Origin of the sequence: Cryobacterium sp. TMT3-29-2, assembly GCF_004564305.1 — a bacterium.
Classification (GTDB): domain Bacteria; phylum Actinomycetota; class Actinomycetes; order Actinomycetales; family Microbacteriaceae; genus Cryobacterium; species Cryobacterium sinapicolor.
The window spans coordinates 1-25,259 of sequence record NZ_SOGK01000115.1; the positions used below are offsets into that span (position 1 = coordinate 1).

Below are 25,259 nucleotides of genomic sequence, written 5' to 3' on the forward strand. Positions count from 1 at the left end.
ACCAGCTTCACGGCCTCGTCTTTGTACTCAGGGGTGAAGTCCCGACGTGATCTTGCCATAGTGAACATTCTCTCTTGTGAGGTGTCCACTCGACGGGGTCAGGGCCAATGCGCTACCCGTTGATCGACTCCGTGTACATGCGCGGCTTCGGTCTCGGCGTCCGCAACCGCGAAGCTGCGGCCGTCACCCAAATCAAGGCCAGCGGAACCTACACGGCTCCGGTCTGGTAACAAGCCGGGCGCTGGAGGGTTTTTTCACCCCTTTCACCTTTCAGCGCCCAACATCGGGGGCGTCGTTGCCTGGCCCTGGCGGCGACGCCCCTTCAACCTCACAGAGGGCCGATTGGGAGGGCCAACTATGCATGACAGCACTGACACTTCGGTAAACGCGATGACGGACCAGCTTGAGGCCGAGGTAGACGAAGCGCGGCGACTCGCTCCACATAATCGTTTCATGCGAGCGCATCCGGGCATCGGGCCGATGATTATCGACGCGGTGACCCACCTCGACGGGAGGCAAGAGGCCAATGGCGACAATCCTGTGCCGATCGTCCGGGCCCGGGATGCCCTCAGCGCACATACGAGTGAACTGACCCGCACGGGCACTGTCCCTATTGCATCCAGAGCGTGCGTCCGATACTGCGATGTCTGCAACAACGCTCAGGCGATTCTGGTGCCGTTCTGGGTTGCCTTCGGACAGTACATTGTGCAAATCGAGATGTGCGGCCTTTGCGCGGACTACTTCGTCTTCAACTATGGCGCGTCGCCACAGGCCGCGACGGAGTGAAATCATGGCGGCGAAGCGACAATGCAAAGGGACAGTCGGCGGGGCAAAGAATCCCAACAAGGGAAAGCCGTGTCGCAACTGGGCTATCTCGGGCAGCGAATTCTGTGGTGTGCACGGAGGGTCGATCAAGATTGCCACTGCGACAGCGGCCGATCTTCAGAACCGCTGCAAGGCTCATTCGTCTCGCACCGGTGAGCAGTGCAAGAAAGCAGCCATTCGTGGCGGCACAGTCTGTAAGACGCATGGCGGCTCGTCTGGGCATGTCGCAAACAAAGCACGCCAGCGACTTTTAGAGCTTGCCGAGCCTGCTGTCGTGCAGCTCAATCGCATCCTTGATGCCCCGGGCACCTCGGACAGTGACCGACTGCGCGCCATCCAGATGGTGCTCGACCGCACAGGCTCCGGCCCAGGGGTGAACGTGGAAGTTGAAGTGAAGCCGTGGGAAGTCACCATGCAGCACGTCTTCGCACAAAGCACTGGGATGCAAATCAACCGTGCCGTGCCCGAGGCGCTTCTCGCGCAGATGGGTGAACTTCCTGCCTACGCCACGACAGATGCAACCTTCCTGAACGTCGAGGATGCCGATGTAATCGAGGACGAAAACGACATTCCTCGCATCATTCCGGGGAAGCTCCTTGGCGAGAAGGCACACGTTCGAGGTTCAGCCGAACCTCCACAACGCAAGTAAGGGAGCCACCGTGAACGATCTGCGACTACCCGCTGGCCGACAGACAGGCGAATTCTCGCCCGAGCCGACCCCGAAGCCAGTGCCTAATCCCAAAGACCTTGTGCCGCCAAATGAATCCAGACGTGGCATGTCGGGGCACGGGTCGGGTGTTGAAGAATGAGCGATTCCACCACAGACATCAAGACATGGCGGCATCGCACGATTGAGTCGCGGCACGTCGCCACTGCACCTGGCTGTTTGAACAGTCCACACGGAATGGCGCACTGCGAATGCCGCACGTTTCCCTTGCATCGAGACTGCATTCGTTTCGTCGAGGAACAACAGGGCGAGGACTCCTAGTGCACTCGGAGCGATCCCAAAATGCCCGCTGAGGCCCTGGCTTCGCGAGGTCGATAAACACTGTCACCGCGCCTGCCGATTTTCTAGATGACCGCCAGACGATTGCGTCAACTTTTGTTTACGCGAGGAAACAAATGTGATAAATCTATAACTAATCGAGGCACATCTACACCCAGTCTCGACGGTGAGGAAAAGAAGGCCCACGGGTGGACATCTGTCCATCTGGCGGGCCTTTAGCTTTGCCCGTTTGGTGGACCCGCAGAAAGGTCCTCACCGTGACACTTCAACGTCGAAAGCAGATGCTTGGAAAGTTCATCCCCTTCAACGACTTTACGCGAGCCCAAGTAGCTCAGGCGCTCGGCACCGACAAGGTGCGTCTCAACAATCTCATTCATGGCGGCACCTATCCGACGCCGAACGAGTGCGATGTGCTCGAAAAGCTGTTCGGCCTGCCGGTTCAGGTTCTCTTCGACAAAGAGATGCTTGAGTACCGCTACGACTGGCCACCGCCTCGCGGCATCATGACGTCGGAACGCCTGCGCAAGAAGGCCGGCGAGTGACATGGCCACCAAGCAAACGGCAGAGGATCGCCTCGCGCCGTTCTACGGCGCCGTCGAAGAAGCGAAGGTCATCTCAGACGCGACAGTTGATCGTGTCATCGCCTTCCTGTACTCGCTAGAGGTCGAAGATGACTCGTGAGACCGCACGATCGGTCGAGCCAATCCGATTCCTACCGCTTATCCCCAGAACAAATCGCCCGTGGCTGACCGAATGGCCAAAGCGTGCAAGTGCTGATCCTGATCAGTGGCGCGCCTGGCAACTGGAGCTTCCTCACTGCAACTGGGGAATTCTGACCGGGGACGGTATCGGCGTACTCGACATTGACTGCAAGCCGAATCCGGAAAAACCGTGGAGCTTTCAAGGATTTACCTCGCTCATCGACGTTGAGGAACTGCTGGATATTGACCTCAGAAACTTGCCTTTGGTGCAGACCGCGAGTGGTGCCCACCTGTACTTCCGGTACGAAGGTGAGTTGCCGTCGAAAGTGCCGTGGGTTCCGCAAATTGACGTGAAGGCAGACGGCGGGCATCAGGTCGCAGCACCGGGCACCATCCGCGACGGCGTTGACGGTGAGCGGGTCTATACGCTGCTTCGCGGTTCTCTGGAAGATATCCCCTTCGCGCCTGAGCCTTTGCTACGGGCAATTCGAGGGTGGAGAATCAACCGCTCAGGGTTCGGTGGCGGCTCGCCATCGCCCGGTGCTGACCTTCCCTCCACAGAAGAAGCGATCACAAACGGCCTGCCTCTCAACTCCAGGAATGACTACATGCACCGGCTGGCCTGTCGGTGGTGGCTGAAGCTAGGTCTTGACGCCGAAGCGGAGGTCTGGGCGTTGGCTCGATTGGTCTGGGGGGCAACGCCTGGACAAGACAGCTTCCCATGGTCAGAGGTCGAGAAATCTGTACGCAGCGCTCGTGGCTTCATCGACAGAGAGGACCACATCAACCGGCAGATCATCACTGCTTGGCTCTGCAAGGAGGGCTTGGCATGAGCGAAGCATTCGACAACAAGCGGATTGCGGAGCTGCTAGGGAAGGTGAACGACAGTAGGCCTGACGTTGGAGGAAATCGCAGAACCAAGAGAAGGAGGGCATCTGACATGACGCCTAAGAAGACATGGTGGGCGTGGCAAAATTACGTCCCGATGGGAGCGCTGACGATCATTGCAGGAACGGCCGGCGTTGGAAAGTCAACGATCCTCACCCGCATGGCGGCTGACTGGTCGAAAGGCGTGATGGCTGGCGATCTCGCCGGGAAACCGGTCAACGTTCTCATGGCTGCTGGTGAAGACGACTTTGAGCGACAGGTGGTGCCGAGGCTGACTGCAGCCGGTGCTGATCTAACGCGCATCGAAGACTTCGTTGTCGAGATGGACACTACGACGGTAAAGGGTGTCGAGACGATGTTTCGTCTTGGTGACGACCTTGACTCGCTGCGGGCCGACATTGAGGACTCTGGCGCTCGGATTATTATTCTCGACCCGATCATCAGCTTCATGGACGGTAGCCCTGACCGCCCGAAGGAAGTTCGCATGGCACTTGATCCAGTAGCGAAGCTTGCACAGGAACTAAACGTGGCGATCATTGCAGTCATGCACTGGCGAAAGGGCCACGGCTCGATTGCTGAAAAGCTGTCAGGTGCCCATGCTTGGCGGGATATCTGCCGGTCGTATATCGCCGTTGCTCGTGAGCCTGGCACCAATCGCACTATCGCCCAACAGGACAAGAACAACTACGGTCCAGACGGTGACTGCTGGGCATATGAACTGACTCAGGCACCGGTCGAGGTTGAATCTGGCGAGTGGGATGAGAAGGGTGAACCAATCACCGAAACGCAGCTGTTCGGCGTCGCGGTCTACCTCGGGCCGAGTTCGACGTCTGTTGACGACCTGCTCGCGCAAGACAAGCGCACCAAGGATGGCCGTAGCGCCGGAGACCAGATCAAGGACGACATTCTTTCCTTCATCATGCTCGCGCAAGAACCTGTCACGCCCGCGCAGATTCTGGAGCACATGAACAACATTGATGGTGAGGGTGTGGGCTACGGCATGAAACAGCCTGCCCTTGTCAGTCGGCTGAAGCGGATGGTCGCCAATCACGAGATTGCTCAGCCGACCTATGGGCACTACGGGCGCGTAGTAGATCCGTTCGCGATGCCGTTCGAATCAGTCCAGCCAGCCGTCAATCAGCCGCCTTCGCCTAGCTTCGACCGTGACGACTGGGATTGACAGATTCACTGCACCCTCGGGTATATACAAATAGGGTGAATCTGTGAATCTAGGCGCTCAAAATGGCCAGATTCACCCTATTCACCTCATTTTATATATACGCGCGAGGAACAACTTAAGAGGCCACAGGACCTCAACATCGGCCGAAAGGAAGAACAATGCCAGAAGCACAGACTGTTGCTTGCCCGCAGTGCAGTACATCATGGGCGGGCGAGGCGAAGAAGGGCGTGCATGGGCAGTGCTCGGGCTGCGGTGCATGGCTCGTAGCGGACTATCCGAAAACGCACGGCAAGCCTCTCCGACTGTTCGCATACAAGACACGGTACCCTTCCGACCAAAAAGTAGGCGTTACTCGCATCCTCGGCCACAGTGATCCGTCCGTCGTCATCGAGTGCCCGTACTGCGGAGGGCTGCATAACCATGGAGGCTTCGGGCATCGGTTGAGCCATTGCAGCACTTTGGTCACGGTGCCAAGGCATGGAACCGTCGAGCTGACGGATAAGCAGCCTGCTTCGGGCTACCACATCGTCGAGCAAAGTGGCGGACCAATCGCCTGGATAGAGGAGCCGCAGACTATATGAGTCGTTAGGCGTGCTTGAACCTCTCTCAAGCCATGGACGGTCAAAGCCATAGAGGACGTTTTGAGGTGCATTTCGACAGTGAGGCACAGATCGAAGTCGCTTGCGCGATGTCCATTCCGCACCAGCGCCGCAGTGGCTTTCGGTAGGCCACACGATGCCCACCGAAGCAACGTCGGTGTGAGGTCGGGGATCGATATTACCTTGCCTGTCGATGCCTTAGATGTGCCCACGTCGCATGAAGTAAAACCCCAGATCAAACCCTATGTACAACAAACCGAGGGGTTAGTTGACACGAGGTCCTAGGTTGATATTGTCAACTTTGTAATCGAACACATCTTCGAGACTCAAAGGATGTAAAGACAATGATCGTTCAAGACCTCATCGAGGCGCTTCAAGGCCTCAACCCAAGTGCCGAAGTACGCATCGCGTATCAGCCGAACTACCCGCTCTGGTCTCTCGCCCGAGGAGTTGCCGAGGGCGACGAAGACGGCACGGCTGTTCACGCCTCGCCCGAGTGCAGCGAGTGCGGCGAAGACTCCGAACACCTTGCCGGTTGCCCTGCCGAAGGCGAGCCGATCTCTGAGGCGGTGCCGGAAGGCGAAGCCGGGTTCGTCTACCTCACGGCGAGCGACGCTCGCAACGGCTACGCTTCACCGTCGCTGTGGGAGGCCGCGAATGTCTAACCTCGATGCTTACTGGCAGGCATACGCCGCGACGCTCGCACGAATCCGTGCCGAAAAGCCGGACACGTTCGCGGCGTTGAAGGCGATCCTGGATACCTTCGAGCCGCCAAGCAGTGGCGATGCCTTCTTTCCAGATGGTGCCGACGACACGCTTGCCGACGCACTGGATAACTCAGGCTGGCGCGTTGAGTTCCGCGAGGCGTCATATGTCTACTTCGCAAAGCATTCCAAGACCGGTGCCCGTCTGTCCTATTTCGAGGGCGATCTGTTCGAGGGCATTCGATGAGGGTGATCGGCTACCTCCGAGTCAGTACCGTCACTCAGGAGCATGGCCTCGACGCTCAGCGGGCGAGCATCACTGCTGAGGCGAAGCGTCGAGGTTGGCAGGTGGAGTGGATCGAGGACGCTGGCAAGTCGGGCAAAGACATCGACCGTCCCGGCATCACGGCTGCGCTCGCCATGCTGAAAGCGCGTGAGGCCGATGCCCTGGTCGTCGCGAAGTTGGATCGGCTGTCGCGTTCGCTTGCCGACTTCGCTCGACTGCTGGAGTCCGCTGCGAAGCAAGGCTGGAGTGTTGTTGCGCTTGACCTCGGCATCGACACGACCACGCCGACAGGCAAGCTGGTGGCGAATGTCATGGCGGCCGTTGCCCAGTGGGAACGCGAGACTATTGGGCTTCGCACCAAGGAAGCGCTCGCAGCCGCAAAAGCCAAGGGCGTGCATGTCGGCCGGCCTCAAGGTCAAGACCCTGCCGTCGTTCGGCGCATTCGCCGTTGGCGCGCATCCGGCCGGACATATCGCGCCATCGCAGATCGCCTCAACGCCGATGCCGTGCCGTTACCAGGCGGGGGAGTGAAGTGGCACGCGAACTCGATCCGAATCATAGCCACACGCTAAGTTGACGCTTGACGTCTGTTTAGAACAGCGTAGCCTTTCCCGTGGCACTCGGCGCTTTCGCCGCAGCAATGTAGGGCAAGTATGTTCCGGGCATATTCGGAAGCTTGCCCGCAAGCAGCTCAGCAACCGTTATGACCTGAATTCGTGGATACGATTGGCCGGTGTTCGGGTGTTTGTACGACCCAGACTTGTCTGCGACCTCCTGTATGCCCTTCGTTACCGGACTTTGCACGATCAATACGCCGAGTTCGGCCTTCTGCTGGGCGAGCGTTCCTTCGAGGTCGCGAGCCATCGAAGGGTTGATGGTCTTGCCGCCTTTTACGCTCACAAGGACGCGCCCGGTCGTCTTCGAGTCGATTGGGAATCGTGCAACACCGTCGATGCCTTTGTCGCCGACCTGCTTCGCGTTCGGTTGTGCACCGACCTGCGAAACTGCCCACCGTTCAAAGTCGAACGGATTCTTAAGGAAGAGAGCTTGCGCCGCTGCTGAATCTTTCGGGATGCCAGCCACTGTGTATTCATTTTTGATCGCATCACCGTAGGTGTGCTGTAGGCGCTTCTCAATGAGGTCGACAGCAATATAAGTGATGTCGATGCCGACCCATTTCCGGTCCAAGGCCTGAGCCGCGTCAACGGCAGTTCCGCATCCACAGAACGGATCCAAAATGACATCATCAACATCAGTCGCAGTTTCGATGATGCGCCGAAGGAGACTTAGTGGCTTTTGCGTAGGATAACCGAGCGCTTCGGCACTTGCCGCTTGGAGGTTCGGGATGTCGTCCCACAGCGATTGTACTGGAACACCCTTGCCCTCGTCCAAATAGAGCTTGCGATTAGGCACGGTGCCAGGCTTCGTTTGGACGACCATGTCGGCATCGATTAGATCACTCATCTTCTTCTTGGAGTAACGCCAGTAGCGTGTGACTCCCAGGACCTCATACTGTGGGTTGCCTTTGGCCGCACCGCCTGGCCCGATCATAGAGATCAGCCTGTAACGTCGATCAGTGCCAGGTTCTACATACTTATACGCGGTCTTGACATATTCGTCTGAATACGCAGTGAACAGTTGGTTGTACTTCGCGTCCTTGGTCTTTTGGTAGTAGAGAATCGTGTCCGTGTTTGCCCCAAAGGCCTTTTGGCCCTGACCGAAGTTGCCCTTCACGGTCGTCGCGCGCTTCCAAATGATTTCGTTTCTGAAATTGCGCGGATCAAAAATGGAGTCGAGAAGCACTTTGAGGTAGTGACTCATGGTGGGATCACAGTGGAGAAACAAACTGCCAGTGCTCTTAAGTACCCGATGAAGCTCGACAAGTCGAGGTGCCATATTGACGAGGTAGGCAAGTGCGTCGTTTTGACCTATAAGAATGTTGAAGGCAGTGAGTGCTTCTGCGACTGCATTGGGGACCGCACCCCCTACATATTCGTCGTATTGGTCCTGCGTCCCTTGCGTCCACGTCCACGTGTCTTCGAACGCGTGGATCTGAGCACCGGCGTCGCTTGGGGTATCGCCTGTTCTCGCGAAGATGACGTTGTAATTCCGCGCCGAGTTGAATGGCGGGTCGAGGTACACAAGATCGACGCTCTCACTCGGCAGCTTTGCAAGTACTTCGAGGTTGTCGCCGTAGTAGAGCTGGTTGTCGGTCACAGGTGGAGTCTAAGGGGTGGGCCGATCGGCCACTTTGCACGACTCGCACCACCAGGCACCGATGACAGCCTCCATCGGCTCTAGGCACTTGGGACAGTTCGGCGTGCTCAGGTCGTCGAAGTCGTCCATGCGCCGATAGTACTGCGGGCACTCGAACTGGGGGGCGGCTGAGTAGGCGCACAAGTGACCTCTGCACTGGATGTCGGCTGTCGCTGGCAGAATGTAGGGATGAGCTCAACTACGTGTGCATTCTGTGGCCGATACTCACATATGACCACGAACTGGGCAGTCGGTCTGGAGACCAAGCGCTATACCGAGGTAGGTACTGTTAGCGGCACGTTGATTCAAGGTATCGCCACATGCGACTACTGCAAACGTGCGAGCCTGGGCGTGAGCGATTCGCCTGCCAGCGGGAGCTCAAACGTCGACAGGTTCGAGAGGGCGTCCGACGCAAGCTTCGTTTGGTATCCGAGGACGGGGGAATCGAAAGAATTCCCAGACGTGCCAGACGCGATTGCGGCGGCGGCGAAGGAAGCACATTCCGCGTCCAGCATCAACGCGCCGATGGCCGCGATTTTGATGGCGCGCACCGTCGTCGAGGCTACTGCCAAGGACAAGGGGATCAAGACAGGCAACCTTGTTGCGAAAATCGATGCTATGGCAAGTGCGGGCCTCATCCGGCCCGCTACCAAAGATGCGGCTCACGAGATCCGGCACTTCGGTAACGACATGGCTCACGGCGACATCGAAGACGTACCGACAGTTGAGGATTCGAGCGAGGTCCTGGAGTTGATGGACGAAGTGCTCAACGAAGTCTTTCAGGGGCCGGCGAGGACAGCACGCATCAAGGAAAAGCGCACTGGCAATGGCGCGACGGTTCCGGGTATGCCTGTATGACCCCGACGCGCTTGCTCAGGCATTGAGAGCACCGGTTCGATAGTCGATATCGCCGGTGCCCTCGTCGCGCCTGATGCACTTCTACGCCGAAACCTCAGCGCGACTCAGTAGCTCGACGACCTCAACGTCGGCATCACCTTCCGCGATGGATGCGTTTCGACGCGTGGCATGGAAGAAGCGCCTGCTGTCCGAGTCGTGGGCACCCGCATTCCGGCAGGTGTGCGTGAACCGAAATACCCCCTCAACAGCGCCCTCCGGGCCTTCTTCAAGGTAGGTGGCGCTCACCCACTCACGATCGCTGATCGTGTCAGCCTTGCGACCGAACGTCTCGGCGGCGAACTTCCGGTAGGTTGCTTCGTCCTTGAACCACAGCCACATCTCGATGCGTGCAGCGGTGGTGGGCTTGCGTTTCTTTGTCCTGACCGCGGTCATGATGGTTCCTTTCGTTCGAGCCGAACGAAGGTCGCCTAGACATGCAGATAGCCGAGAACTTCGCTCGGCTATCTTTTACCTGAGTGGCCCTCAGCCTAACTTCTCAGTTGACCTCGCGCCACTGAATCCGAACCCGCTGTTCCACGGCTTTCGCAAGGTTCGCTTTCTTTCGCGCGGCGTATACATCGGCAGATTCGTTTCGCGCTTGCGGGAACGTGCGAGGCACGCCATCGGGCCATTCATTGACGACGACACGATCAATAAGCATCTTCAGAAATTCTCGACGCTGGCCGGGAGTCCACCTAGGCCACGAGGTCAAGATATGGTCCAGCTTGCCGAAGACTTCACCGATCGAGGGTTTCCCGACCAGCTTGGCGATGTCCCTGCCGATTTGCTCGACCTCGGCATCAATGCTGTCTCGCGCAGCTTTCAGTTTCGCCTTGCTGATTAGTCCGTCCATCGCAAAGTCCTCAGTGCGGTCAAGTTTTTCAGCCAGTGCCGTGCGGCGTTCGTTGAGGGCCGCGATCTTCCCATCGACTGCAGGGTCTTTTTCAGACTTGCGCGAGTGCCAGTGCTCGGTCGACTTCAGTCGCGCTATCGCCTGGCTGAACACGTATGCCTCAAGGAGGTCGTGCGCTATGGCGACCCGTCCGGTGTCCTGCCAGACTTCGACCTTCTCACCGTTGCGAGCGACCATCCGCTGCACCTGCGGGTGATGCTCGCTGGGACCATGTACGCGCCGGAGGCATGCAAGGGCAGGGTGCTTGCCATTCATGCCTGACTTGGTGCTGGTGATGAGGGGCTTGCCGCACTTGCCGCAAACGGTCAAGCCTCCACCCATGCTGTACTTCCCGCCCTTGACGCCGGGGGAGTGCACCACCTTGCGCGAGGGGCCTGTGAGCAGAGCATGGAGGCGGTCGAATGTGGCTTGGTCGATGATCGGCTTCCAGCCCACCACACCTGCCTTGGTCTCTCCGAGCATTGCGCGGTTCAGAAGAATTGAGCGCAGATTGGGCTGTCGCCAGTGGTGGTTGCCTCGCGTCTGATGCTTTGGCTCAGACCCGCCGGGAACCTTCGGGCTGTTCCAGTCTGTGATGATCGCATACATCGGCTCGTAGTTTTCGAGAAGGCGTTTCGCAGCCTCCTTGATGAGCTTGACCTCGCTTTTCACTTCAACCAGTGCGCCGTCTTTGGCGGTGTAGCCATATGGAGGGATTCCTCCATGCCATTTGCCTGCCTCGCTCGCATGCTGCTTCGACCGCTTCTGACGCTCTGATGAACGGCGTGACTCGAACCGAGCAATGCCAGCGAGCATGGTGCCTCGAAACTCGCCGTCAGCAGTGCTGAGGTCAATCTCGCCATCAACAGTGACCACCCGTGCGCCAAGGTCAATCAGCGTGTTGAGGTCTCGGGTGTTCCTGAGCAAACGGTCGAGGTCGACGGCAATGACAACGGTGAAGTCGTTACCAATGCGGGGGAGCATTTGACCCCACCCAGTTTCAGGACCGCGAGGCTTGGACGCTCGAATCTCGTTGTCTGTATAAGTCGCGACGATATCCCAGCCACGAGCTTCTACAAGCTTGGTGCACCGAAGAAGCTGGCTGTCGATTCCTTCCGCACGATCAAGCGATTGCCGCAAATAGAGAGCAGCTCTCATCGGGGTTGATGATTGACTCATAGTTGACAATATCACACAGGTGTATTGCTAATTCTTTGTTGAGGCTCCCGAATTCGCGTCGGCGGTGCTCGACGCGCTCCGGCAGCCGCTGGAATCCGGGATGATCAGCATCCACCGCGCCAATGCGGTCGCGCACTTCCCGGCCCGCTTCCAACTCGTGATGGCGGCCAACCCGTGCCCGTGTGGCCAGTACGGCGCTCCCGACCTGGACTGCACCTGCCCGCCGAGTTCCCGGCGCCGCTACCTGGCGCGCATCTCGGGGCCGCTGCTCGACCGCATCGACATCCAGCTGAAGGTGCAGCGAATCACCGCCGCCCAACTGCGGCTCGCCGCCGAGACGCCGCGCCTGGTCAGCGCGGTCGCCCGCGGACGGGTGGTAGAGGCACGTGCCGCCGCGGCCCATCGCCTCGCCGGCACACCGTGGGCGCTCAACTCCGACGTGCCTGGCCCCTGGCTGCGCGGCCCCGCGGCCCGGCTCGGCGGCGCGGCCACGGCCATCCTCGACCGTGCGCTCGAGCGCGGTGGCATCACCATGCGCGGCTACGACCGCGTGCTGCGGGTGGCTTGGTCAATCGCTGACCTCCAGGGTGTCTCCCGGCCCGGCATCGAACAGGTTGGGCAGGCCCTGTACCTGCGGAAGGGAATGACGTCATGATGCTGTTCGGGCTGGAGGAATCCACGGTGATCGCGCTGACCGGGGGTGTGCGGGCATCCTGGGGGCCGGGCCCGACGGATGCCGCGGCCGCCGCCGACCTGTTCGCGCGCGCCGCGTGGACCGGCATCGCGGAGCCGGGCGACGGAGCCGCCGGACTGCTCGTGCAGGGGCTTGGTGCAGGGCCGGCCCTCACCGCCGTTCTCGACCTCTGGACCGGGGCCCGCCTCGCGGCCGCGCTGGCCGCCACGGGGTGGCCGCTGACCGACGACCTGCCGGTTCAACTGGAGCAGGGGCTGCAACGGTGGCGGCCGCGGCTGTCCTCGGCCGAGGTGATTCGCTCGCTGCAGCAGGCGGCGCGCGTGTCCACCGGGCTTCTCGTGCCCACCGATCCGCCCTGGCCGACGGGCGTCGACGACCTGGCGGTCCACGCGCCGGTCGCGCTGTGGTGGCGGGGCGTCCCGACGGCTCTGAGCGCACTCTCCAATTCGATCGCCCTGGTGGGTGCCCGTGCGGCCACCGGTTACGGCGAGCATGTGGCGATGGAGGCCTCCGCCGGGCTCGTCGACCGCGGCTTCCTGATTGTGTCCGGGGCGGCCTACGGCATCGACGGCATGGCTCATCGGGCGGCACTGGCCAGCTCGGGGCTGACCGTCGCTTTCCTCGCCGGGGGAGTGGACCGCTACTACCCGAGCGGCCACGACGCACTGCTGAGCCGCATCGCTACCGTGGGGGCGATCGTCTCCGAACTGCCCTGCGGGGCCGCGCCCACCAAATGGAGGTTCCTCCAACGCAACCGGTTGATCGCCGCCGCTAGCGCGGCCACGGTCGTGCTCGAGGCCGGCTGGCGCTCAGGTTCGCTCAACACCGCAGGGCACGCCGCCGCGCTCGGCCGCCCGCTCGGGGCCGTGCCGGGTCCGGTGACCAGCCCGACCTCGGCCGGTTGCCATCGGCTGATCCGCGAGTATGACGCCGTATGCGTCACCACGGCCGCGGAGATGGCCGAGCTCGTGGGCGAACGGATGCTGAACCTCACCCTCGACCTGCCGCCCGCCAACGGCGACACGGCCGGGTTCGGCGGCCGCACGAGTGAGCAGGTGCGCGTGTTCGACTCCCTGAGCACGCGGGCGGCGCGCACCGTGCCCGACATCGCCCGCCGGGCGGGTCTGTCGACAGCCGCGGTGCAGGGCTCCCTCGGCGCCCTCGACCTGGAGGGGGTGGTGCGCGAGAAGGAGACCGGCTGGGTGCGCGGCCGGTAGCGGCGAAGGGGCACCGGATACGCCCGTCGCCGGGTAAGGGTCCGGGGTGTCTCCTCACCTGTTTTTGCCTGCCCGTACGCTAATTGTTGTTCGTGATGACCACAGTGGCGGTGGCCGAGAACCCGAGGCCCGTTGCGGTCACGGAATACGTGCCGGCCTTGTCTATCTCACAGTTCGAGAAGGTGGCGACCCCGGCCACGGCCGACTGAGTCTTCCCGCCCACGGCCGGACAGGTCAGAGAGCCGGGTGGATTCGAACTGGTGGCCGAGGAGAGCACGACGGTTGCGCTGGAGATGACGGTGTTTCCACCGGCATTGTGAATCAGGACCAGTGGTGAGAAAGGGGAACCCTTCTTGAGGGTGGCGGGCACCTGGCTGACGATCAACTTGGCCGGAACACCCACCGCGACGGTGATGTTGCTGCTCACGCTGATGAGACCGGGCGAGGTCGCTGCCAGCGTGTAAGAGCTGTTCGCGGCGTTCGCCCTGTCGATCTTGCAGTGGCCGAACGTCGCGACGCCGGCCACGGCTACCACCGAGGTCGCCGTGCAGATCAGCACACCGGTGGCGGGGGACCCGGTGACGCCCAGGGTCACCGTCGCGGTGCTGCCGGTGACGGTGTTCCCGAACGCGTCCTGCACGGTGATGACCGGCTGGGTGCCGAATTCCAGTCCGCCCGTCGCGCTGGCCGGCTTCGTGCTGAAGATCAACGCCGTGGCGGCACCGGCGGTGATGGTGATGATCGCGCTCTGGGCGGGCGCGAGGCCCGCCGAGGTTGCCGAGAGAGTGTAGGTGCCGGCCGTGTCGAGCGTGCAGCCGGTGAATGAGGCGGCGCCGGCAGTGGGCGTGGACGAGCCGCACGTGGTGGAACCGTTGGTGACGCCCAGGGTGACGAGGTTGGTGCTGTCGGTGACCGTGTTACCGCCCGCGTCCTGTACCGCGACGGTCGCGGACAGAGCAGCCCCGGCGGTACTGGGGGTGAGGGGCTGCGTGGTGAAGGCGAGTGTCGCCGGGGCGCCGACGACCACGGTGACGGGCTCGCTGGTGGTGGTGAGCAGGCCCGCCGTGGCGGTGAGGGTGTACGTGCCAGCCCTGGCGATCGCGCAACCGGTGAACGCGGCGATGCCGGCGCTGGCCAACGCGGTGTTCGAGGCAGGGCTGCACGTCAGTGACGGGCCCGTCGCCGTGGCGGTGACGCTGGCCGTGCTGGTCGTGACCGTGTTCCCGAAGGCGTCCTGCACCGTGACGACCGGCTGCGTGCCGAATGCGATTCCACCGGTGGCGTCGGACGGTTGAGAGGTGAAGGACAGTTGGTCTGCGGCTCCGGCCTCGATGGTGAAGCTGCTGCTCGTGGCGGCGGCGAGCCGGTTCGCGGTGGCGGTGAGCGTGTAGCTGCCCGCCTTGTCGATTCGGCAGCCGGTGAAGGTCGCGATGCCGGCTACGGCAGCCACCGGATTCTGCACACACTCGAGCGTCGCACCTGCAGGAGAATCGGTGATGGTCAGGGTCACCGGTTCCGTACTTGTCGGCACGGTCCTTCCCTCGGCATTCAGGATGGCGACGCTGGGCTGGCCGGTGAAGGCGGTGCCACTGGTCGCGCTGGGCGGCTGCGCCTGGAACGCCAGTTGCGTCGGATTCGAGACAGTCACGCCGCCACTGGCCGCGCTCGCCGCCGTCCAGCCGTTGTAGACGGCGGTGACCGTGTAGGTGTAGTCGCCGGTCAGAATATCGAGGTCGGTGCAGGAAGCCGTAACGACCGTGGAGGTCGGGCCGGAGCCGCAGGCCGGAGCGGTTGTACCGGTGCCGGTTTCGATGCGGGTGGCGTAATAGCCGGTCGGCGCGGGCGTGCCGACGGATGCCGTCCAACTGAGACTCACGGTGCCGGCGCTCGTTGCGGGAACGAGTAGGTCTGTGGGCGGCAGCAGTGTGCCCAGTGCGGACGAGCCGGAACCTGTTCCGGGGGTGGTGTAGTAAGCAGAGGCTGCGCCGGTGACGGAGACGGACACGAGCAGAGCGGTGAGGGTAGCGGTGACGGTCAGGCCGAAGAACGAGAGGCGGGTGTTTCCGGACGGGGAACGTCGAGGACGGAGGGAAATCACGTCAACCTCTCACAGCTGTCGAACGAGCGGGGATAAACAAGAACCTGCATACGCGAACGGGAAATCGCATCTGCGGGCGGGCTTGGAGAGAGCCCGCCCGCATGAGATCGGCTAGTTGGAGGTGAGGTCCAGCGTGACGATGGCGCCCTTGCAGGCGTCCTGGTTCTCGGCCGTGTCGAGGAACATGAGCGTCGAGGTTCCCGCAACGGTCTCGTCGACGGCGGTCTGGTTGGCCGGGGTGCCCATCACTCGCGTGTTGGAGGAGACCGTCGAAGCGATGGTGAAGTTGTCGGCGAAGTCACACCCCGGGGCATTGGTGGTGCCGGTCTGCGCGATAGTCCCGACGCGGAGGCTGGACGTGCCTGCGTTCGTCGCGGAGTACGTCACCGGGACGGAGGCGCCAGGGGTCAGACCGTCGGCCAGATGAGCGATCAGGACCAGCGAGCCATTGGACGGGCCGTTGGTTGCCTTGCCGGAGCCGGACCCGGTCGTCGACCAGTACGCGTACGCTCCACCGCTGCCGACCAGAAGCATGGCGGTCGCGACGAGCGCGATGCTCCTGACTCGCCGCTGCTTGACGGTGCCGGCGGTGGCCACAGGCGTGGTCTTCTTGTTCATGTGATGCCCTTCAATCGATTTCGGGTCTCGACAGTCCTCATGGGTGAGAACACGTGGTAGAAACTAGGGCGGACCCGCGTGAGCCGTTAGGCCAGACGAGCCCCCAGACGGGGCCGCGGGCACCCCCACTGAAGGGCGCACGCCACCCCTGCCGAAGGCTGGATTCGCAAGGCGGGAGGCCCGCGTCAGGGGCAGGCCGTAGTCTGGGCGGCACCGACGAAAGGTGCGCCATGTCAGCCGTGCAACTGGGCCAGTACCCGCCCGCCACCCACCTCATCGCGCACATCAGCGACACCCACTTCCTCGGCGGCGGTCGGGCGCTCTACGGCTCGATCGACACCGACACCACGGTGTACCGGGCGATGGCACAGCTGGAGCGGTCCGGTCTCCGGCCCGACGCGCTGGTCTTCACCGGTGACATCGCGGACCGCGGTGAGGCCGATGCGTATCGCCGGGTGCGCGACATCGTCGAGGCCGCTGCCGAACGGATGGGTGCCCCCGTCATCTGGGTGATGGGAAACCACGATAAACGCGAGGCCTTCCGCACCGAGCTGCTCCGGGAGGAGGGATCGACCGCCCCGGTCGACCGGGTTTTCGACGTCGGGGGAGTGCGCATCATCGCGCTGGACACCAGCGTTCCGGGTTACCACCATGGCGATCTGTCCGACGCGCAGCTGGCGTGGCTGGCCGAGGTGCTCAGCGAGCCTGCTCCGCACGGCTCCCTGCTCGCCCTGCACCACCCGCCCGTGCCCACGATGCTGCCGCTGATGGCCATCCTCGAGCTACGACGGCAGGCACGACTGGCCGAGGTGGTGGCCGGCAGCGACATCCGGGCGATCCTGGGCGGGCACCTGCACTACGCGACGACCGGTCTCTTCGCGGGTATCCCGGTGTCGGTGGCCGCCGCCACCTGCTACACGATCGATCCGACCGCGGCGCGGGGGAGCCTCAGCGGCCTGCAGGGTGGGCAGTCGATCAACCTCGTGCACGTGTACGACGACCAGGTCGTGCACTCGCACGTGGCTCTCGGCGAGTTTCCGGCGGTGACCGGTTTCGACGCTGCCTTCCTTTCCCGAATGGAGGCGCTCACGCCCGAGGAGCGCACCGAAGCCTTCTCGCGGCAGGTGTGACCGCGATGACCATCCCTGGCTCGGTTCACGTTCCCCCGGAGGCACCGGAGTCCGGGCAGGCGCACCTCCTCGATGCCTACGTCGATGATTTCGTGGTCTATCTGGCCGTTGAGCGCGGCTTCTCCGTTCACACCGTGCGCGCGTACCGCACCGACCTGTCCGGGCTGGTCTCCTTCGCCGAGAGCCGCGGCGTCGCCGACACGAGCGGGCTCAGCCTGGACCTGCTCCGCGACTGGTTGTGGATCGGAACCCAGGCCGGACTGGCCCGGGCGACCATTGCACGCCGGTCGGCCTCGGCCCGCAGCTTCACGGCCTGGCTGGCACGCACCGGCGGCAGCGCGGCCGACCCCGCGGTGCGGCTGCGCTCGCCGAAACCTGGCCGGTCGCTGCCGCGCGTGATCAACCACACCCAGATGCAGGAGCTGCTCACCCACCTGGAACTCCGGGCCGCCGACAACGAACCGGCGGCGCTTCGCGACCTCGCGATCGTCGAACTGCTCTATGCGTCGGGGCTGCGGGTCTCCGAGCTGGTCGGCCTCGACCCAGCCGACGTCGACCTTCATCGACTCACGGTGCGGGTCACCGGCAAGGGGGCCAAGGAACGCGTGGTTCCCTTCGGTGTGCCTGCCCAGCACGCGATCCTCGACTATCTCGAGCGGGGCCGCCCGGTCCTGGCCAAGGCAGCACGGCCGACCACAAACGTCGCGACCGCCGCGAGCCCTGTACTCACCGTGAAGCCGGCTGTCGAGAACACCGCCGCGCCGGTGAGCGCGTTGTTCCTCGGTGCGCGCCGGCAGCGCCTCGGTGTTCGGGCGGTCTACCGGCTGGTCGCCGCACTGCTGGCCGATGTGCCCGGCAATGGGCCGGCCGGTCCGCACGCCCTCCGCCACACAGCGGCCACCCACCTGCTCGACGGTGGAGCCGACCTCCGGGCCGTGCAGGAGTTGCTCGGACACTCCAGCCTGGGCACCACCCAGATCTACACTCATGTCTCGGCCGAGCGCCTCAAGCAGAGCTACCGCACCGCGCACCCGCGCGCCTGACCCCGGAGCAACCGGCTCCGCACACACGGGCACAGGCATCTCAGCTATCTCCCCTCAGTCATCTGCCCTCAGCAGCAGGGCCGGCAGCAGCACCGCGCGAGGAATCCCGGCCAGGTACAACAGTGGCGACACATAGCCACCGTTCAGCCGGGCGCCCAGATGCAGGCAGCGCCCCGCGCAGTGCCCGCCGTCGCCCACCTGGCCGACGGGTTGCCCCGCCGTGACATGGTCGCCGACCGTGACGCCGGCCGACACCGGCTCGAGGCTGGACACCAGGCCGTCGGCATGCTCGATCGAGACCACAGGGCGATCGCCCACGACCCCGGCGAACGAGACGACACCGTCGGCCGGGGCAACCACCTCCCGGCCGGCCTCGGCCGAGAGGTCCAGACCCCGATGCCCCGGCGCATACAGAGTGGCTGGCGCCTGGAAACCCCGGAGCACCGGATGCGGCGGTGGCAGTGGCCAGAGCCAGGTGCCGGCCGTGTCCGTCTTCGCGGTCGGCGCCGCGCGGGGCGCCGGGCCCACCGGGCCCACGGACGCAATCACAGACACGGCTGCGCTTGAACCAGGCGCCGCAGCGGTCGCGTCATTGGGAACGGCGGACAGGAACACGAGCGGCGGCAGCGCGGCCGCGAGGACCAGTCGGAAGACATTCATGCCACCACCGTGCGGCATCCGCCCCGCTCGAAACCGATGGGGGCGGCATCCGTGACCGAGTCCCGCACCACCTCGCCTGGGGAGGGATGCCCCCACCCACCGGCGCGCATGTGGCACCTCCCGGGGGTGCTAAACTCTTCGAAGCAGCGCTTTATGCGCTGACTACGCGTGCCCACTCGGCCTCCAGAGCCACTCGGTCCTCGCTTCCTTCAGAAGCTGGGCGGGTCTGTGCCGGGCACCAGGAGTAGTGGTCATCCGATCACGACACAAACCGATTGGCGTTCGTCTGCTTCGCAGCGCGCGCCGGACAAGGAGAACGGCTCATGGCCGTCGTAACCATTCGTCAGCTGCTCGACAGCGGCGTGCACTTCGGGCACCAGACCCGCCGTTGGAACCCGAAGATGAAGCGCTTCATCTTCACCGAGCGGTCCGGCATCTACATCATCGACCTGCAGCAGTCGCTCGGATTCGTCGACAAGGCCTATGACTTCGTCAAGGAGACGGTTGCCCACGGCGGCACCATCCTCTTTGTCGGAACGAAGAAGCAGGCGCAGGAATCGATCGCCGAACAGGCGATCCGCGTGGGCCAGCCCTACGTCAACCAGCGCTGGCTCGGTGGCCTCCTCACCAACTTCCAGACCGTGTCCAAGCGTCTGGCCCGCATGAAGGAGCTCGAAGAGCTCGACTTCGAAGACACCGCCAAGAGCGGTTTCACGAAGAAGGAAATGCTCATCAAGAAGCGCGAGCTCGTCAAGCTTCACAAGAGCCTCGGCGGAATCCGCAACCTCACGAAGACGCCGTCGGCGCTGTGGGTTGTGGACACCAACAAGGAGCACCTCGCCATTGACGAAGCGCGCAAGCTCGGCATCCCCGTCATCGCGATCCTCGACACCAACTGCGACCCGGACGACGTCCAGTACCCGATCCCGGGCAACGACGACGCCATCCGCTCCGTCGGCTTGCTGACCCGCATCATCGCGGACGCCGCAGCCGAGGGCCTCATTCAGCGTCACGCCAAGCCGGAGGCCGAAATCGAGCCCCTCGCCGCGTGGGAAGCCGAACTCCTGGCCGCTCCGGCCGAGACTGCTCCGGCAGCTGACGAGACCGTCGCCGCGTCTGAAGCGACCGCCGAGCCGGTCGCCGTCGAAGCCCCCGTCGTCGAAGCCCCCGTCGTCGTAGCTCCCGCCGCAGAAGAAGAAGCCGCAACCGTTGTTGCCGCCGACGCTCCCGCCGAAGAAACCAAGTAAGGACCAAGCATGGCAAGCATCAGCCTCGCAGACGTCAAAGCGCTGCGCGAGCGCCTCGGTACCGGCATGGTCGACACCAAGAACGCCCTCGTTGAAGCCGAAGGCGACATGGAAAAGGCCGTCGAACTCCTCCGGATGAAGGGTGCCAAGGGCAACGCCAAGCGCGCCGACCGTTCCACCTCCGAGGGACTCGTCGCCGCCAAGGAAATCGGCAACACCGCCACCCTGATCGAGCTGGCCTGCGAGACCGACTTCGTCGCCAAGGGTGACAAGTTCGTCGCACTGGCCGACAAGGTCCTCGACGCGGTCGCCGCTGCCGGCGCCACCACGGTCGAGGAAGGACTGGCCGCTCCGGTCGACGGCCAGACCGTCGGCCAGCTCATCGATGGCGAAGCCGCAATCATCGGCGAGAAGTTCGAACTCCGCCGCGTCGCATCCGTCACGGGTGAGAAATTCGCGATCTACCTGCACAAGACCAGCAAGGACCTGCCCCCGCAGGTCGGCGTTGTTCTGGGTTACACCGGTGAGGATGCCGAGACCGCGCGCAGCGTGGCCCAGCACATCTCCTTCGCGAACCCCGAATACCTCGCCCGCGAGGACGTTCCCGCCGACCTCGTCGAGTCCGAGCGCCGGATCGTCACCGAGATCTCGAAGAACGAGGGCAAGCCGGAAGCGGCACTGCCCAAGATCGTCGAGGGTCGCGTCACCGCGTACTTCAAGCAGGTCGCACTCCTCGAGCAGGATTACGCCAAGGACAACAAACTGTCCGTCAGCAAGGTCCTGGCCGACGCGGGACTGACCGTCTCGGGCTTCGCCCGATTCAAGGTCGGCGCGTAACCGGTCGTTTGATCACAGTGAAGGAGATCGGGTTGCAGTCGCAATCCGGTCTCCTTCTGTGTGTGGGCACCCACCGGCCCACCCAGTAGTTTTAGAACGCAGCCGGAACGCGGCCTGGACTCGGCTCACAGCACAGCACAGCACAGCACAGCACAGCACAGCACAGCACGGCGCACAGCACAGCACGGCGCACAGCACAGCACGGCGCACAGCACAGCACACAGCACACCGTACGGCCCCCGCACAGCACACCGCACGGCACAGAGCAGCACAACGAAAGAAGCGCACAGCATGTCAGACACGGTCAAGAAGCGCAGGGTCCTCCTCAAACTTTCCGGCGAAGCATTCGGGGCAGGCAGCCTCGGCGTCAATCCGGATGTCATCAGCGCCCTCGCGCGCGAGATCGCCGAGGCGGCCAAGCAGGTCGAGATCGCGATCGTCGTCGGCGGCGGCAACTTCTTCCGCGGCGCCGAGCTCTCGCAGCGCGGAATGGACCGCGGGCGCGCCGATTACATGGGAATGCTTGGCACAGTCATGAACGCCCTCGCCCTGCAGGACTTTCTGGAGCAGGCCGGCGCCGAGACGCGGGTGCAGTCCGCGATCGCGATGACCCAGGTCGCCGAGCCGTATATCCCGCGCCGCGCGGAACGTCACCTCGAAAAGGGCCGGGTCGTCATCTTCGGTGCCGGTGCCGGTCTTCCCTACTTCTCCACCGACACGGTCGCGGCCCAGCGTGCCCTGGAAATCGACGCGGAGATCGTGCTCGTCGCCAAGAACGGCGTCGACGGCGTCTACTCCGACGACCCGCGCACCAACCCGGACGCGCACAGGATCGACCGCATCACCTACCAGGAGGCCCTGCAGCGCGGCCTGAAGGTCGTCGACTCGACGGCCTTCAGTCTCTGCATGGACAACGGGATGCCCATGCAGGTGTTCGGCATGGCCCCGCACGGCAACGTGACGGCCGCCATTCTCGGCGCCGATCTGGGAACCCTCGTCTCCAACTAAGCTTGTCAACGCCACCGAAGAAGGAGTCATCGTGATCACGGATGTCCTGTCCGACGCCACCGCCCGCATGCACAAGGCCGTCGAAGCCGCCAAAGACGACTTCGCGACCGTGCGAACCGGTCGGGCGAACCCGCAGATGTTCGCCAAGATCCTGGTGAACTACTACGGCACGCCGACGCCGTTGGAACAGCTGGCCTCCCTGCAAAACCAGGAAGCTCGCACGCTCCTGATCGGCCCGTACGACAAGGGTGCCCTGCGCGACATCGAGCAGGCCATTCGGGACACCCCGAACCTGGGCGCCAACCTCGGCAACGACGGCAACGTCATCCGGGCCACGCTGCCCGAGCTGACGGCAGACCGCCGCAAGGAGTACGTCAAGATCGTTCGCACCAAGGCCGAAGACGCCAAGGTGTCGGTGCGCAATCTGCGCCGGAAGGCCAAGGACGACCTCGACGCGCTCAAGAGCGAAGTGGGTGACGACGACGTGGCCCGCGGGGAGAAGGAACTCGAACACATCACCAAGGCCCACGTGGATGCCATCGACGATGCCCTCAAGCGCAAAGAAGCCGAACTCCTCGAGATCTAAGGACGATCCAGCCTCATGACGGACGAATCAGGTGATTCCGGGGAACGCGAAGGCCTGCGCGCCAAGCGTGAGCACGGCGTCAGCCGCGCCGAGTTCAAGGCCCAGATGCAATCGAAGAAGGCCGATCTCGAACGTCAGATGCTGGCTACCCGGGCGCAGTTGGACGCGACCCAGGAACGCATCCAGGCGCGCACCGGGCGCAACCTGATCCTGGCCACCCTGATTGGGCTCGCACTGGGCCTGTTCATGTTCTTCAGTCTCATCTTCATCAAAGACCTGTTCATGGTCTGCGCGATCGCGTTCGTGGGCTTCACGGCCTTCGAACTCGCCCAAGCGCTTCGCCTCGCCGGACGCAACGTGCCGCGCGTGCCGGTCGTGCTGGCATCGGTGGGCGTCGTCCCCGCGGCTTTCTACCTTGGTGCGGCCGGCCAATGGCTGGCCACGCTCGGCGGCATCGCGCTGATCGCACTGTGGCGACTTGTCCTCCTCGCTTGGCGCGACCACCGTGCCCCCGTCAGGGTCGTGCTCCGCGACATCGGCGGCGGCTTCCTGATCCAGTCCTATGTCGTCTTCCTCGGCAGCTTCTCGGTGCTCCTGGTCGCCCAGCCCGACGGGCAGTGGTGGACGCTGGCCTTCCTCCTGCTGGTCATCTCCGCCGACACCGCAGCGTATGCCGCCGGCCTCAGCTTCGGCAAGCACCGCATGGTCCCCTCGATCAGCCCGAAGAAGACCTGGGAGGGGTTCGCCGGAGCCGGCGTTGCCTGCCTCGGAATCGGCGTGCTGCTCGCCGTGTTCATGCTCGACCAGCCCTGGTGGTTCGGTCTTATCTTCGGTGTGGTCATCCTGTTCAGCGCCACCTTCGGAGACCTGGCCGAATCCCTGATCAAGCGCGACCTCGGCATCAAGGACATGAGCTCCTGGCTTCCGGGACACGGCGGCCTCCTGGACCGGCTGGACTCGATTCTGCCGTCCGCCGCAGCCGCGTATGCCCTCTACCTGATCTTCACCTAGCGACCTCGGTTTCGTCAGTCGGGCGGCTGTGAGGCAGAATGTTCCAGTGACCACCTTCCCTCGAACCGGCAAGAAGACGCTCGGCTACAGCGTCCCGCAAGTCGAGGAGTTCCTCACCGTCGCCCGAAAGGCCTATGACGCCACCGATGACAGTGTCGGGTTGACGGCCGCGGACATCCGTCATACCGCGTTCAGCATGCACAAGGCCGGCTACTCGCCCGCGCACGTGGATGCGGCCCTCGAGCGTTTGGAAGACGCCTTCGCGACCCGCGACCGGGACCGTGCGGCGCAGACCCAGGGAAGCGAGGCTTGGCTGGCCGAGGTGCACGGTCTCGCTCAGGTGCTCGTCAACCGGCTCAGCCGTCGGGACGGCCACCGCTTCCACCGGGTGAGCGTTCTCAGCGTCGGTTACAGGCGAACGGATGTCGACCGGTTCGCCCAGAAGCTCGTGCGTTACTTCGAAGACGGATTCCCCGTCACGGTGGAAGAGGTGCGGTGCGCCGTGTTCCGGCCTCAGCGTGGCGGCTACCGGGAATCACAGGTCGACGTCGTGCTGGACAGCGTCGTCGACGTGATCCTGGCCGTCCGCTGAATCGTGCGACGAATCCTGCCGTCGATCGATCCGTGTCGTTATCTGGCTGTTATGTCGGATTTCCGATAAGCTCAACAAATCGTGGGTAGACATTTGAACATCATTCCGTCCGAACACGCCAGCAGGCCCGTCAAGGTCAGAATGAGTAGGTCTCGCGCCCGAGGGCGCGTTTCCCTCTTCGCCTTCACCGCCGCAGCGGCGTTCGTGCTCGTCACGGTTGTCGACCCGTATTCCGGAGCCACGGCTTCACCCTACTTTCAGGTGGCCGGCGACCGGTTCAACGGTCAGGAAGCCCAAGAGATCCAGGTTACCGCGGCAGCTTCGAACACCTTCACGCGCGACAGCTTCACCGTCACCGAGAAGCCCAAACCCGTTCCGATTCCCGTCGCGGCTCCCGTCGCGTCCAAGTCCTCGTCGAGCTCGGCTCCGTCGGCGGCCATCCCCGACCCCGGTTCGGCCCAGGCGATCGCGGCGGACGCCGTGGCCGCTCGCGGCTGGGGCGACGACCAGTTCAACTGCCTGGTGTCGCTCTGGCACAAGGAATCCGGCTGGCGCGTCAATGCGGAGAACCGCTCGAGCGGCGCCTACGGAATCCCGCAGTCTCTGCCGGGTTCCAAGATGGCGTCCGCCGGAGACGATTGGCAGACCAACCCCGCCACCCAGATCCAGTGGGGCCTCGGCTACATCTCCGGTCGCTACGGCACCCCGTGCGGCGCCTGGGCCCACTCCGGCGACGTCGGCTGGTACTAGCGCGCCGCGGTCCGCCAGACCCGCACGTAGACTGGCCCAATGGCTCGCCGCAACCGACCCCGTGGCCGCAAGCCCGGACCGGGTTCTGATGACGAGGGCATCGAACGGATGCGCGCCGGCTGGCGACGCACGGAGGCCCGCCGCGACGGCCTCTGGACCGTGCAACCCGTACCGGGGCCGCAGGCCGTGAAAGCGTATGTGTGCCCCGGCTGCCACCGTGAGGTCTCTCCGGGCACCGCCCACGTGGTCGCCTGGCGCGGCGACGGCGTCATGGGTGAGGCATCTGACCTCGCCGCGCGGCGCCATTGGCACTCGCACTGCTGGAAGATCAAGTAGCCGCCCTGCGTGGCATCAA

Annotated in this window: 29 protein-coding genes and 1 pseudogene; 24 read left to right on the forward strand and 6 right to left on the reverse strand. The window is 63.5% G+C overall.

Going from position 1 to position 25,259, the window contains the following annotated elements:
• The first annotated feature begins 107 nt into the window (after positions 1–107).
• From E3O67_RS17645 to E3O67_RS12880, 10 genes are all read left to right on the forward strand, one after another.
• Positions 108–230, forward strand: a complete 123-nt coding sequence (locus E3O67_RS17645) for a hypothetical protein (protein WP_255575876.1) — start codon at positions 108–110, stop codon at positions 228–230.
• Between the two features lie 127 nt (positions 231–357).
• Positions 358–786, forward strand: a complete 429-nt coding sequence (locus E3O67_RS12845) for a hypothetical protein (protein ID WP_135102873.1) — start codon at positions 358–360, stop codon at positions 784–786.
• Between the two features lie 4 nt (positions 787–790).
• Positions 791–1,474: a hypothetical protein gene (locus E3O67_RS12850; protein WP_135102874.1), complete on the forward strand. Its 684-nt coding sequence runs from the start codon at positions 791–793 to the stop codon at positions 1,472–1,474.
• 614 nt (positions 1,475–2,088) lie between these two features.
• Positions 2,089–2,373 (forward strand): helix-turn-helix transcriptional regulator, encoded by a 285-nt coding sequence (locus E3O67_RS12855; protein ID WP_135102875.1) that lies wholly within the window; start codon positions 2,089–2,091, stop codon positions 2,371–2,373.
• Position 2,374: 1 nt separating this feature from the next.
• Positions 2,375–2,512, forward strand: a complete 138-nt coding sequence (locus tag E3O67_RS17010; RefSeq protein WP_167726628.1) for a hypothetical protein — start codon at positions 2,375–2,377, stop codon at positions 2,510–2,512.
• Positions 2,502–3,365 (forward strand): bifunctional DNA primase/polymerase, encoded by an 864-nt coding sequence (locus E3O67_RS12860; RefSeq protein WP_135102876.1) that lies wholly within the window; start codon positions 2,502–2,504, stop codon positions 3,363–3,365. Before E3O67_RS17010 ends, E3O67_RS12860 begins: the two co-directional genes overlap by 11 nt.
• Positions 3,362–4,600: an AAA family ATPase gene (locus E3O67_RS12865; protein WP_167726630.1), complete on the forward strand. Its 1,239-nt coding sequence runs from the start codon at positions 3,362–3,364 to the stop codon at positions 4,598–4,600. The genes E3O67_RS12860 and E3O67_RS12865 overlap by 4 nt, the downstream gene beginning before the upstream one ends.
• A gap of 943 nt (positions 4,601–5,543) precedes the next feature.
• Complete coding sequence (locus E3O67_RS12870; protein ID WP_134507000.1) at positions 5,544–5,864, forward strand: hypothetical protein; 321 nt, start codon at positions 5,544–5,546, stop codon at positions 5,862–5,864.
• A complete protein-coding gene (locus E3O67_RS12875) occupies positions 5,857–6,150 on the forward strand; it encodes a hypothetical protein (protein WP_135102878.1) in 294 nt (97 codons plus the stop codon). Before E3O67_RS12870 ends, E3O67_RS12875 begins: the two co-directional genes overlap by 8 nt.
• Positions 6,147–6,761 (forward strand): recombinase family protein, encoded by a 615-nt coding sequence (locus tag E3O67_RS12880; protein ID WP_135102879.1) that lies wholly within the window; start codon positions 6,147–6,149, stop codon positions 6,759–6,761. The genes E3O67_RS12875 and E3O67_RS12880 overlap by 4 nt, the downstream gene beginning before the upstream one ends.
• A 19-nt stretch (positions 6,762–6,780) precedes the next feature.
• On the opposite strand, the gene E3O67_RS12885 is transcribed toward E3O67_RS12880, so the two are convergent.
• Entirely contained in the window at positions 6,781–8,406 is a 1,626-nt protein-coding gene (locus E3O67_RS12885) for a DNA methyltransferase (RefSeq protein ID WP_135102880.1), read from the reverse strand.
• Positions 8,407–8,676: 270 nt separating this feature from the next.
• On the opposite strand from E3O67_RS12885, the gene E3O67_RS12890 reads away from it, so the two are divergent.
• Entirely contained in the window at positions 8,677–9,303 is a 627-nt protein-coding gene (locus E3O67_RS12890) for a DUF4145 domain-containing protein (RefSeq protein ID WP_167726632.1), read from the forward strand.
• Positions 9,304–9,384: 81 nt separating this feature from the next.
• On the opposite strand, the gene E3O67_RS12895 is transcribed toward E3O67_RS12890, so the two are convergent.
• Complete coding sequence (locus E3O67_RS12895; RefSeq protein ID WP_135102882.1) at positions 9,385–9,735, reverse strand: hypothetical protein; 351 nt, start codon at positions 9,733–9,735, stop codon at positions 9,385–9,387.
• A gap of 103 nt (positions 9,736–9,838) precedes the next feature.
• Positions 9,839–11,413, reverse strand: coding sequence for a recombinase family protein (locus tag E3O67_RS12900; protein ID WP_135102883.1), 1,575 nt, complete (start codon positions 11,411–11,413; stop codon positions 9,839–9,841).
• Positions 11,414–11,456: 43 nt separating this feature from the next.
• Between E3O67_RS12900 and E3O67_RS17650 the strand changes: the two are divergent.
• The 3 genes and pseudogenes from E3O67_RS17650 to dprA all read left to right on the forward strand — a co-directional run.
• Positions 11,457–11,720: pseudogene (locus tag E3O67_RS17650) on the forward strand (ATP-binding protein); the annotation flags it as partial.
• On the forward strand, positions 11,709–12,068 hold the full coding sequence (locus E3O67_RS17655) for a hypothetical protein (RefSeq protein ID WP_255575882.1): 360 nt from the start codon (positions 11,709–11,711) through the stop codon (positions 12,066–12,068). The pseudogene E3O67_RS17650 and the gene E3O67_RS17655, both read left to right, overlap by 12 nt.
• Entirely contained in the window at positions 12,065–13,324 is a 1,260-nt protein-coding gene (gene dprA / locus E3O67_RS12910) for a DNA-processing protein DprA (RefSeq protein WP_134430120.1), read from the forward strand. The genes E3O67_RS17655 and dprA overlap by 4 nt, the downstream gene beginning before the upstream one ends.
• Before the next feature lie 79 nt (positions 13,325–13,403).
• Here the strand turns inward: dprA and E3O67_RS12915 are convergent, their stop codons facing one another.
• Both E3O67_RS12915 and E3O67_RS12920 read right to left on the reverse strand, forming a co-directional pair.
• The gene (locus tag E3O67_RS12915; protein WP_135102884.1) at positions 13,404–15,422 is read right to left on the reverse strand and encodes a hypothetical protein; all 2,019 of its coding nucleotides are present in this window, start codon (positions 15,420–15,422) and stop codon (positions 13,404–13,406) included.
• 111 nt (positions 15,423–15,533) lie between these two features.
• Positions 15,534–16,040, reverse strand: a complete 507-nt coding sequence (locus E3O67_RS12920) for a hypothetical protein (protein WP_135102885.1) — start codon at positions 16,038–16,040, stop codon at positions 15,534–15,536.
• Positions 16,041–16,270: 230 nt separating this feature from the next.
• Here E3O67_RS12920 and E3O67_RS12925 point away from each other — a divergent pair, with 230 nt between their 5' ends.
• Together E3O67_RS12925 and E3O67_RS12930 are read left to right on the forward strand one after the other, a co-directional pair.
• Complete coding sequence (locus tag E3O67_RS12925; RefSeq protein WP_135102886.1) at positions 16,271–17,170, forward strand: phosphodiesterase; 900 nt, start codon at positions 16,271–16,273, stop codon at positions 17,168–17,170.
• 5 nt (positions 17,171–17,175) lie between these two features.
• Entirely contained in the window at positions 17,176–18,213 is a 1,038-nt protein-coding gene (locus E3O67_RS12930) for a tyrosine recombinase XerC (RefSeq protein WP_135102887.1), read from the forward strand.
• Between the two features lie 54 nt (positions 18,214–18,267).
• Here E3O67_RS12930 and E3O67_RS12935 read toward each other — a convergent pair whose 3' ends face one another.
• Positions 18,268–18,873: a M23 family metallopeptidase gene (locus E3O67_RS12935; RefSeq protein ID WP_135102888.1), complete on the reverse strand. Its 606-nt coding sequence runs from the start codon at positions 18,871–18,873 to the stop codon at positions 18,268–18,270.
• 323 nt (positions 18,874–19,196) lie between these two features.
• Between E3O67_RS12935 and rpsB the strand changes: the two genes are divergently transcribed.
• The 8 genes from rpsB to E3O67_RS12975 all read left to right on the forward strand — a co-directional run bounded on the left by rpsB (position 19,197) and on the right by E3O67_RS12975 (position 25,240).
• Positions 19,197–20,120, forward strand: a complete 924-nt coding sequence (gene rpsB / locus E3O67_RS12940; protein WP_134430137.1) for a 30S ribosomal protein S2 — start codon at positions 19,197–19,199, stop codon at positions 20,118–20,120.
• A gap of 9 nt (positions 20,121–20,129) precedes the next feature.
• Positions 20,130–20,957: a translation elongation factor Ts gene (tsf, locus tag E3O67_RS12945; RefSeq protein ID WP_135102889.1), complete on the forward strand. Its 828-nt coding sequence runs from the start codon at positions 20,130–20,132 to the stop codon at positions 20,955–20,957.
• 291 nt (positions 20,958–21,248) lie between these two features.
• Complete coding sequence (pyrH, locus tag E3O67_RS12950) at positions 21,249–21,965, forward strand: UMP kinase (protein WP_134430143.1); 717 nt, start codon at positions 21,249–21,251, stop codon at positions 21,963–21,965.
• A 31-nt stretch (positions 21,966–21,996) separates the two neighbouring features.
• Entirely contained in the window at positions 21,997–22,551 is a 555-nt protein-coding gene (frr, locus tag E3O67_RS12955; RefSeq protein ID WP_134430146.1) for a ribosome recycling factor, read from the forward strand.
• Positions 22,552–22,566: 15 nt separating this feature from the next.
• Positions 22,567–23,562, forward strand: coding sequence for a phosphatidate cytidylyltransferase (locus E3O67_RS12960; RefSeq protein ID WP_241979261.1), 996 nt, complete (start codon positions 22,567–22,569; stop codon positions 23,560–23,562).
• A gap of 46 nt (positions 23,563–23,608) precedes the next feature.
• Entirely contained in the window at positions 23,609–24,154 is a 546-nt protein-coding gene (locus E3O67_RS12965) for a DivIVA domain-containing protein (RefSeq protein ID WP_135102890.1), read from the forward strand.
• A 141-nt stretch (positions 24,155–24,295) separates the two neighbouring features.
• A complete protein-coding gene (locus E3O67_RS17520; protein ID WP_241979262.1) occupies positions 24,296–24,904 on the forward strand; it encodes a lytic transglycosylase domain-containing protein in 609 nt (202 codons plus the stop codon).
• 39 nt (positions 24,905–24,943) lie between these two features.
• Entirely contained in the window at positions 24,944–25,240 is a 297-nt protein-coding gene (locus E3O67_RS12975; RefSeq protein ID WP_134430152.1) for a hypothetical protein, read from the forward strand.
• The last annotated feature ends 19 nt before the right edge of the window (positions 25,241–25,259 follow it).

Bases quoted from the DNA above. Each gene is read 5' to 3' on its own strand.
- E3O67_RS17645 (WP_255575876.1), top strand. From the start codon at position 108: ATGCGCTACCCGTTGATCGACTCCGTGTACATGCGCGGCTTCGGTCTC.
- E3O67_RS12845 (WP_135102873.1), top strand. From the start codon at position 358: ATGCATGACAGCACTGACACTTCGGTAAACGCGATGACGGACCAGCTT.
- E3O67_RS12850 (WP_135102874.1), top strand. From the start codon at position 791: ATGGCGGCGAAGCGACAATGCAAAGGGACAGTCGGCGGGGCAAAGAAT.
- E3O67_RS17010 (WP_167726628.1), top strand. From the start codon at position 2,375: ATGGCCACCAAGCAAACGGCAGAGGATCGCCTCGCGCCGTTCTACGGC.
- E3O67_RS12860 (WP_135102876.1), top strand. From the start codon at position 2,502: ATGACTCGTGAGACCGCACGATCGGTCGAGCCAATCCGATTCCTACCG.
- E3O67_RS12865 (WP_167726630.1), top strand. From the start codon at position 3,362: ATGAGCGAAGCATTCGACAACAAGCGGATTGCGGAGCTGCTAGGGAAG.
- E3O67_RS12870 (WP_134507000.1), top strand. From the start codon at position 5,544: ATGATCGTTCAAGACCTCATCGAGGCGCTTCAAGGCCTCAACCCAAGT.
- E3O67_RS12875 (WP_135102878.1), top strand. From the start codon at position 5,857: ATGTCTAACCTCGATGCTTACTGGCAGGCATACGCCGCGACGCTCGCA.
- E3O67_RS12880 (WP_135102879.1), top strand. From the start codon at position 6,147: ATGAGGGTGATCGGCTACCTCCGAGTCAGTACCGTCACTCAGGAGCAT.
- E3O67_RS12890 (WP_167726632.1), top strand. From the start codon at position 8,677: ATGACCACGAACTGGGCAGTCGGTCTGGAGACCAAGCGCTATACCGAG.
- E3O67_RS12895 (WP_135102882.1), bottom strand. From the start codon at position 9,735: ATGACCGCGGTCAGGACAAAGAAACGCAAGCCCACCACCGCTGCACGC.
- E3O67_RS12900 (WP_135102883.1), bottom strand. From the start codon at position 11,413: ATGAGTCAATCATCAACCCCGATGAGAGCTGCTCTCTATTTGCGGCAA.
- dprA (WP_134430120.1), top strand. From the start codon at position 12,065: ATGATGCTGTTCGGGCTGGAGGAATCCACGGTGATCGCGCTGACCGGG.
- E3O67_RS12920 (WP_135102885.1), bottom strand. From the start codon at position 16,040: ATGAACAAGAAGACCACGCCTGTGGCCACCGCCGGCACCGTCAAGCAG.
- E3O67_RS12925 (WP_135102886.1), top strand. From the start codon at position 16,271: ATGTCAGCCGTGCAACTGGGCCAGTACCCGCCCGCCACCCACCTCATC.
- E3O67_RS12930 (WP_135102887.1), top strand. From the start codon at position 17,176: ATGACCATCCCTGGCTCGGTTCACGTTCCCCCGGAGGCACCGGAGTCC.
- E3O67_RS12935 (WP_135102888.1), bottom strand. From the start codon at position 18,873: ATGAATGTCTTCCGACTGGTCCTCGCGGCCGCGCTGCCGCCGCTCGTG.
- rpsB (WP_134430137.1), top strand. From the start codon at position 19,197: ATGGCCGTCGTAACCATTCGTCAGCTGCTCGACAGCGGCGTGCACTTC.
- tsf (WP_135102889.1), top strand. From the start codon at position 20,130: ATGGCAAGCATCAGCCTCGCAGACGTCAAAGCGCTGCGCGAGCGCCTC.
- pyrH (WP_134430143.1), top strand. From the start codon at position 21,249: ATGTCAGACACGGTCAAGAAGCGCAGGGTCCTCCTCAAACTTTCCGGC.
- E3O67_RS12960 (WP_241979261.1), top strand. From the start codon at position 22,567: ATGACGGACGAATCAGGTGATTCCGGGGAACGCGAAGGCCTGCGCGCC.
- E3O67_RS17520 (WP_241979262.1), top strand. From the start codon at position 24,296: ATGAGTAGGTCTCGCGCCCGAGGGCGCGTTTCCCTCTTCGCCTTCACC.
- E3O67_RS12975 (WP_134430152.1), top strand. From the start codon at position 24,944: ATGGCTCGCCGCAACCGACCCCGTGGCCGCAAGCCCGGACCGGGTTCT.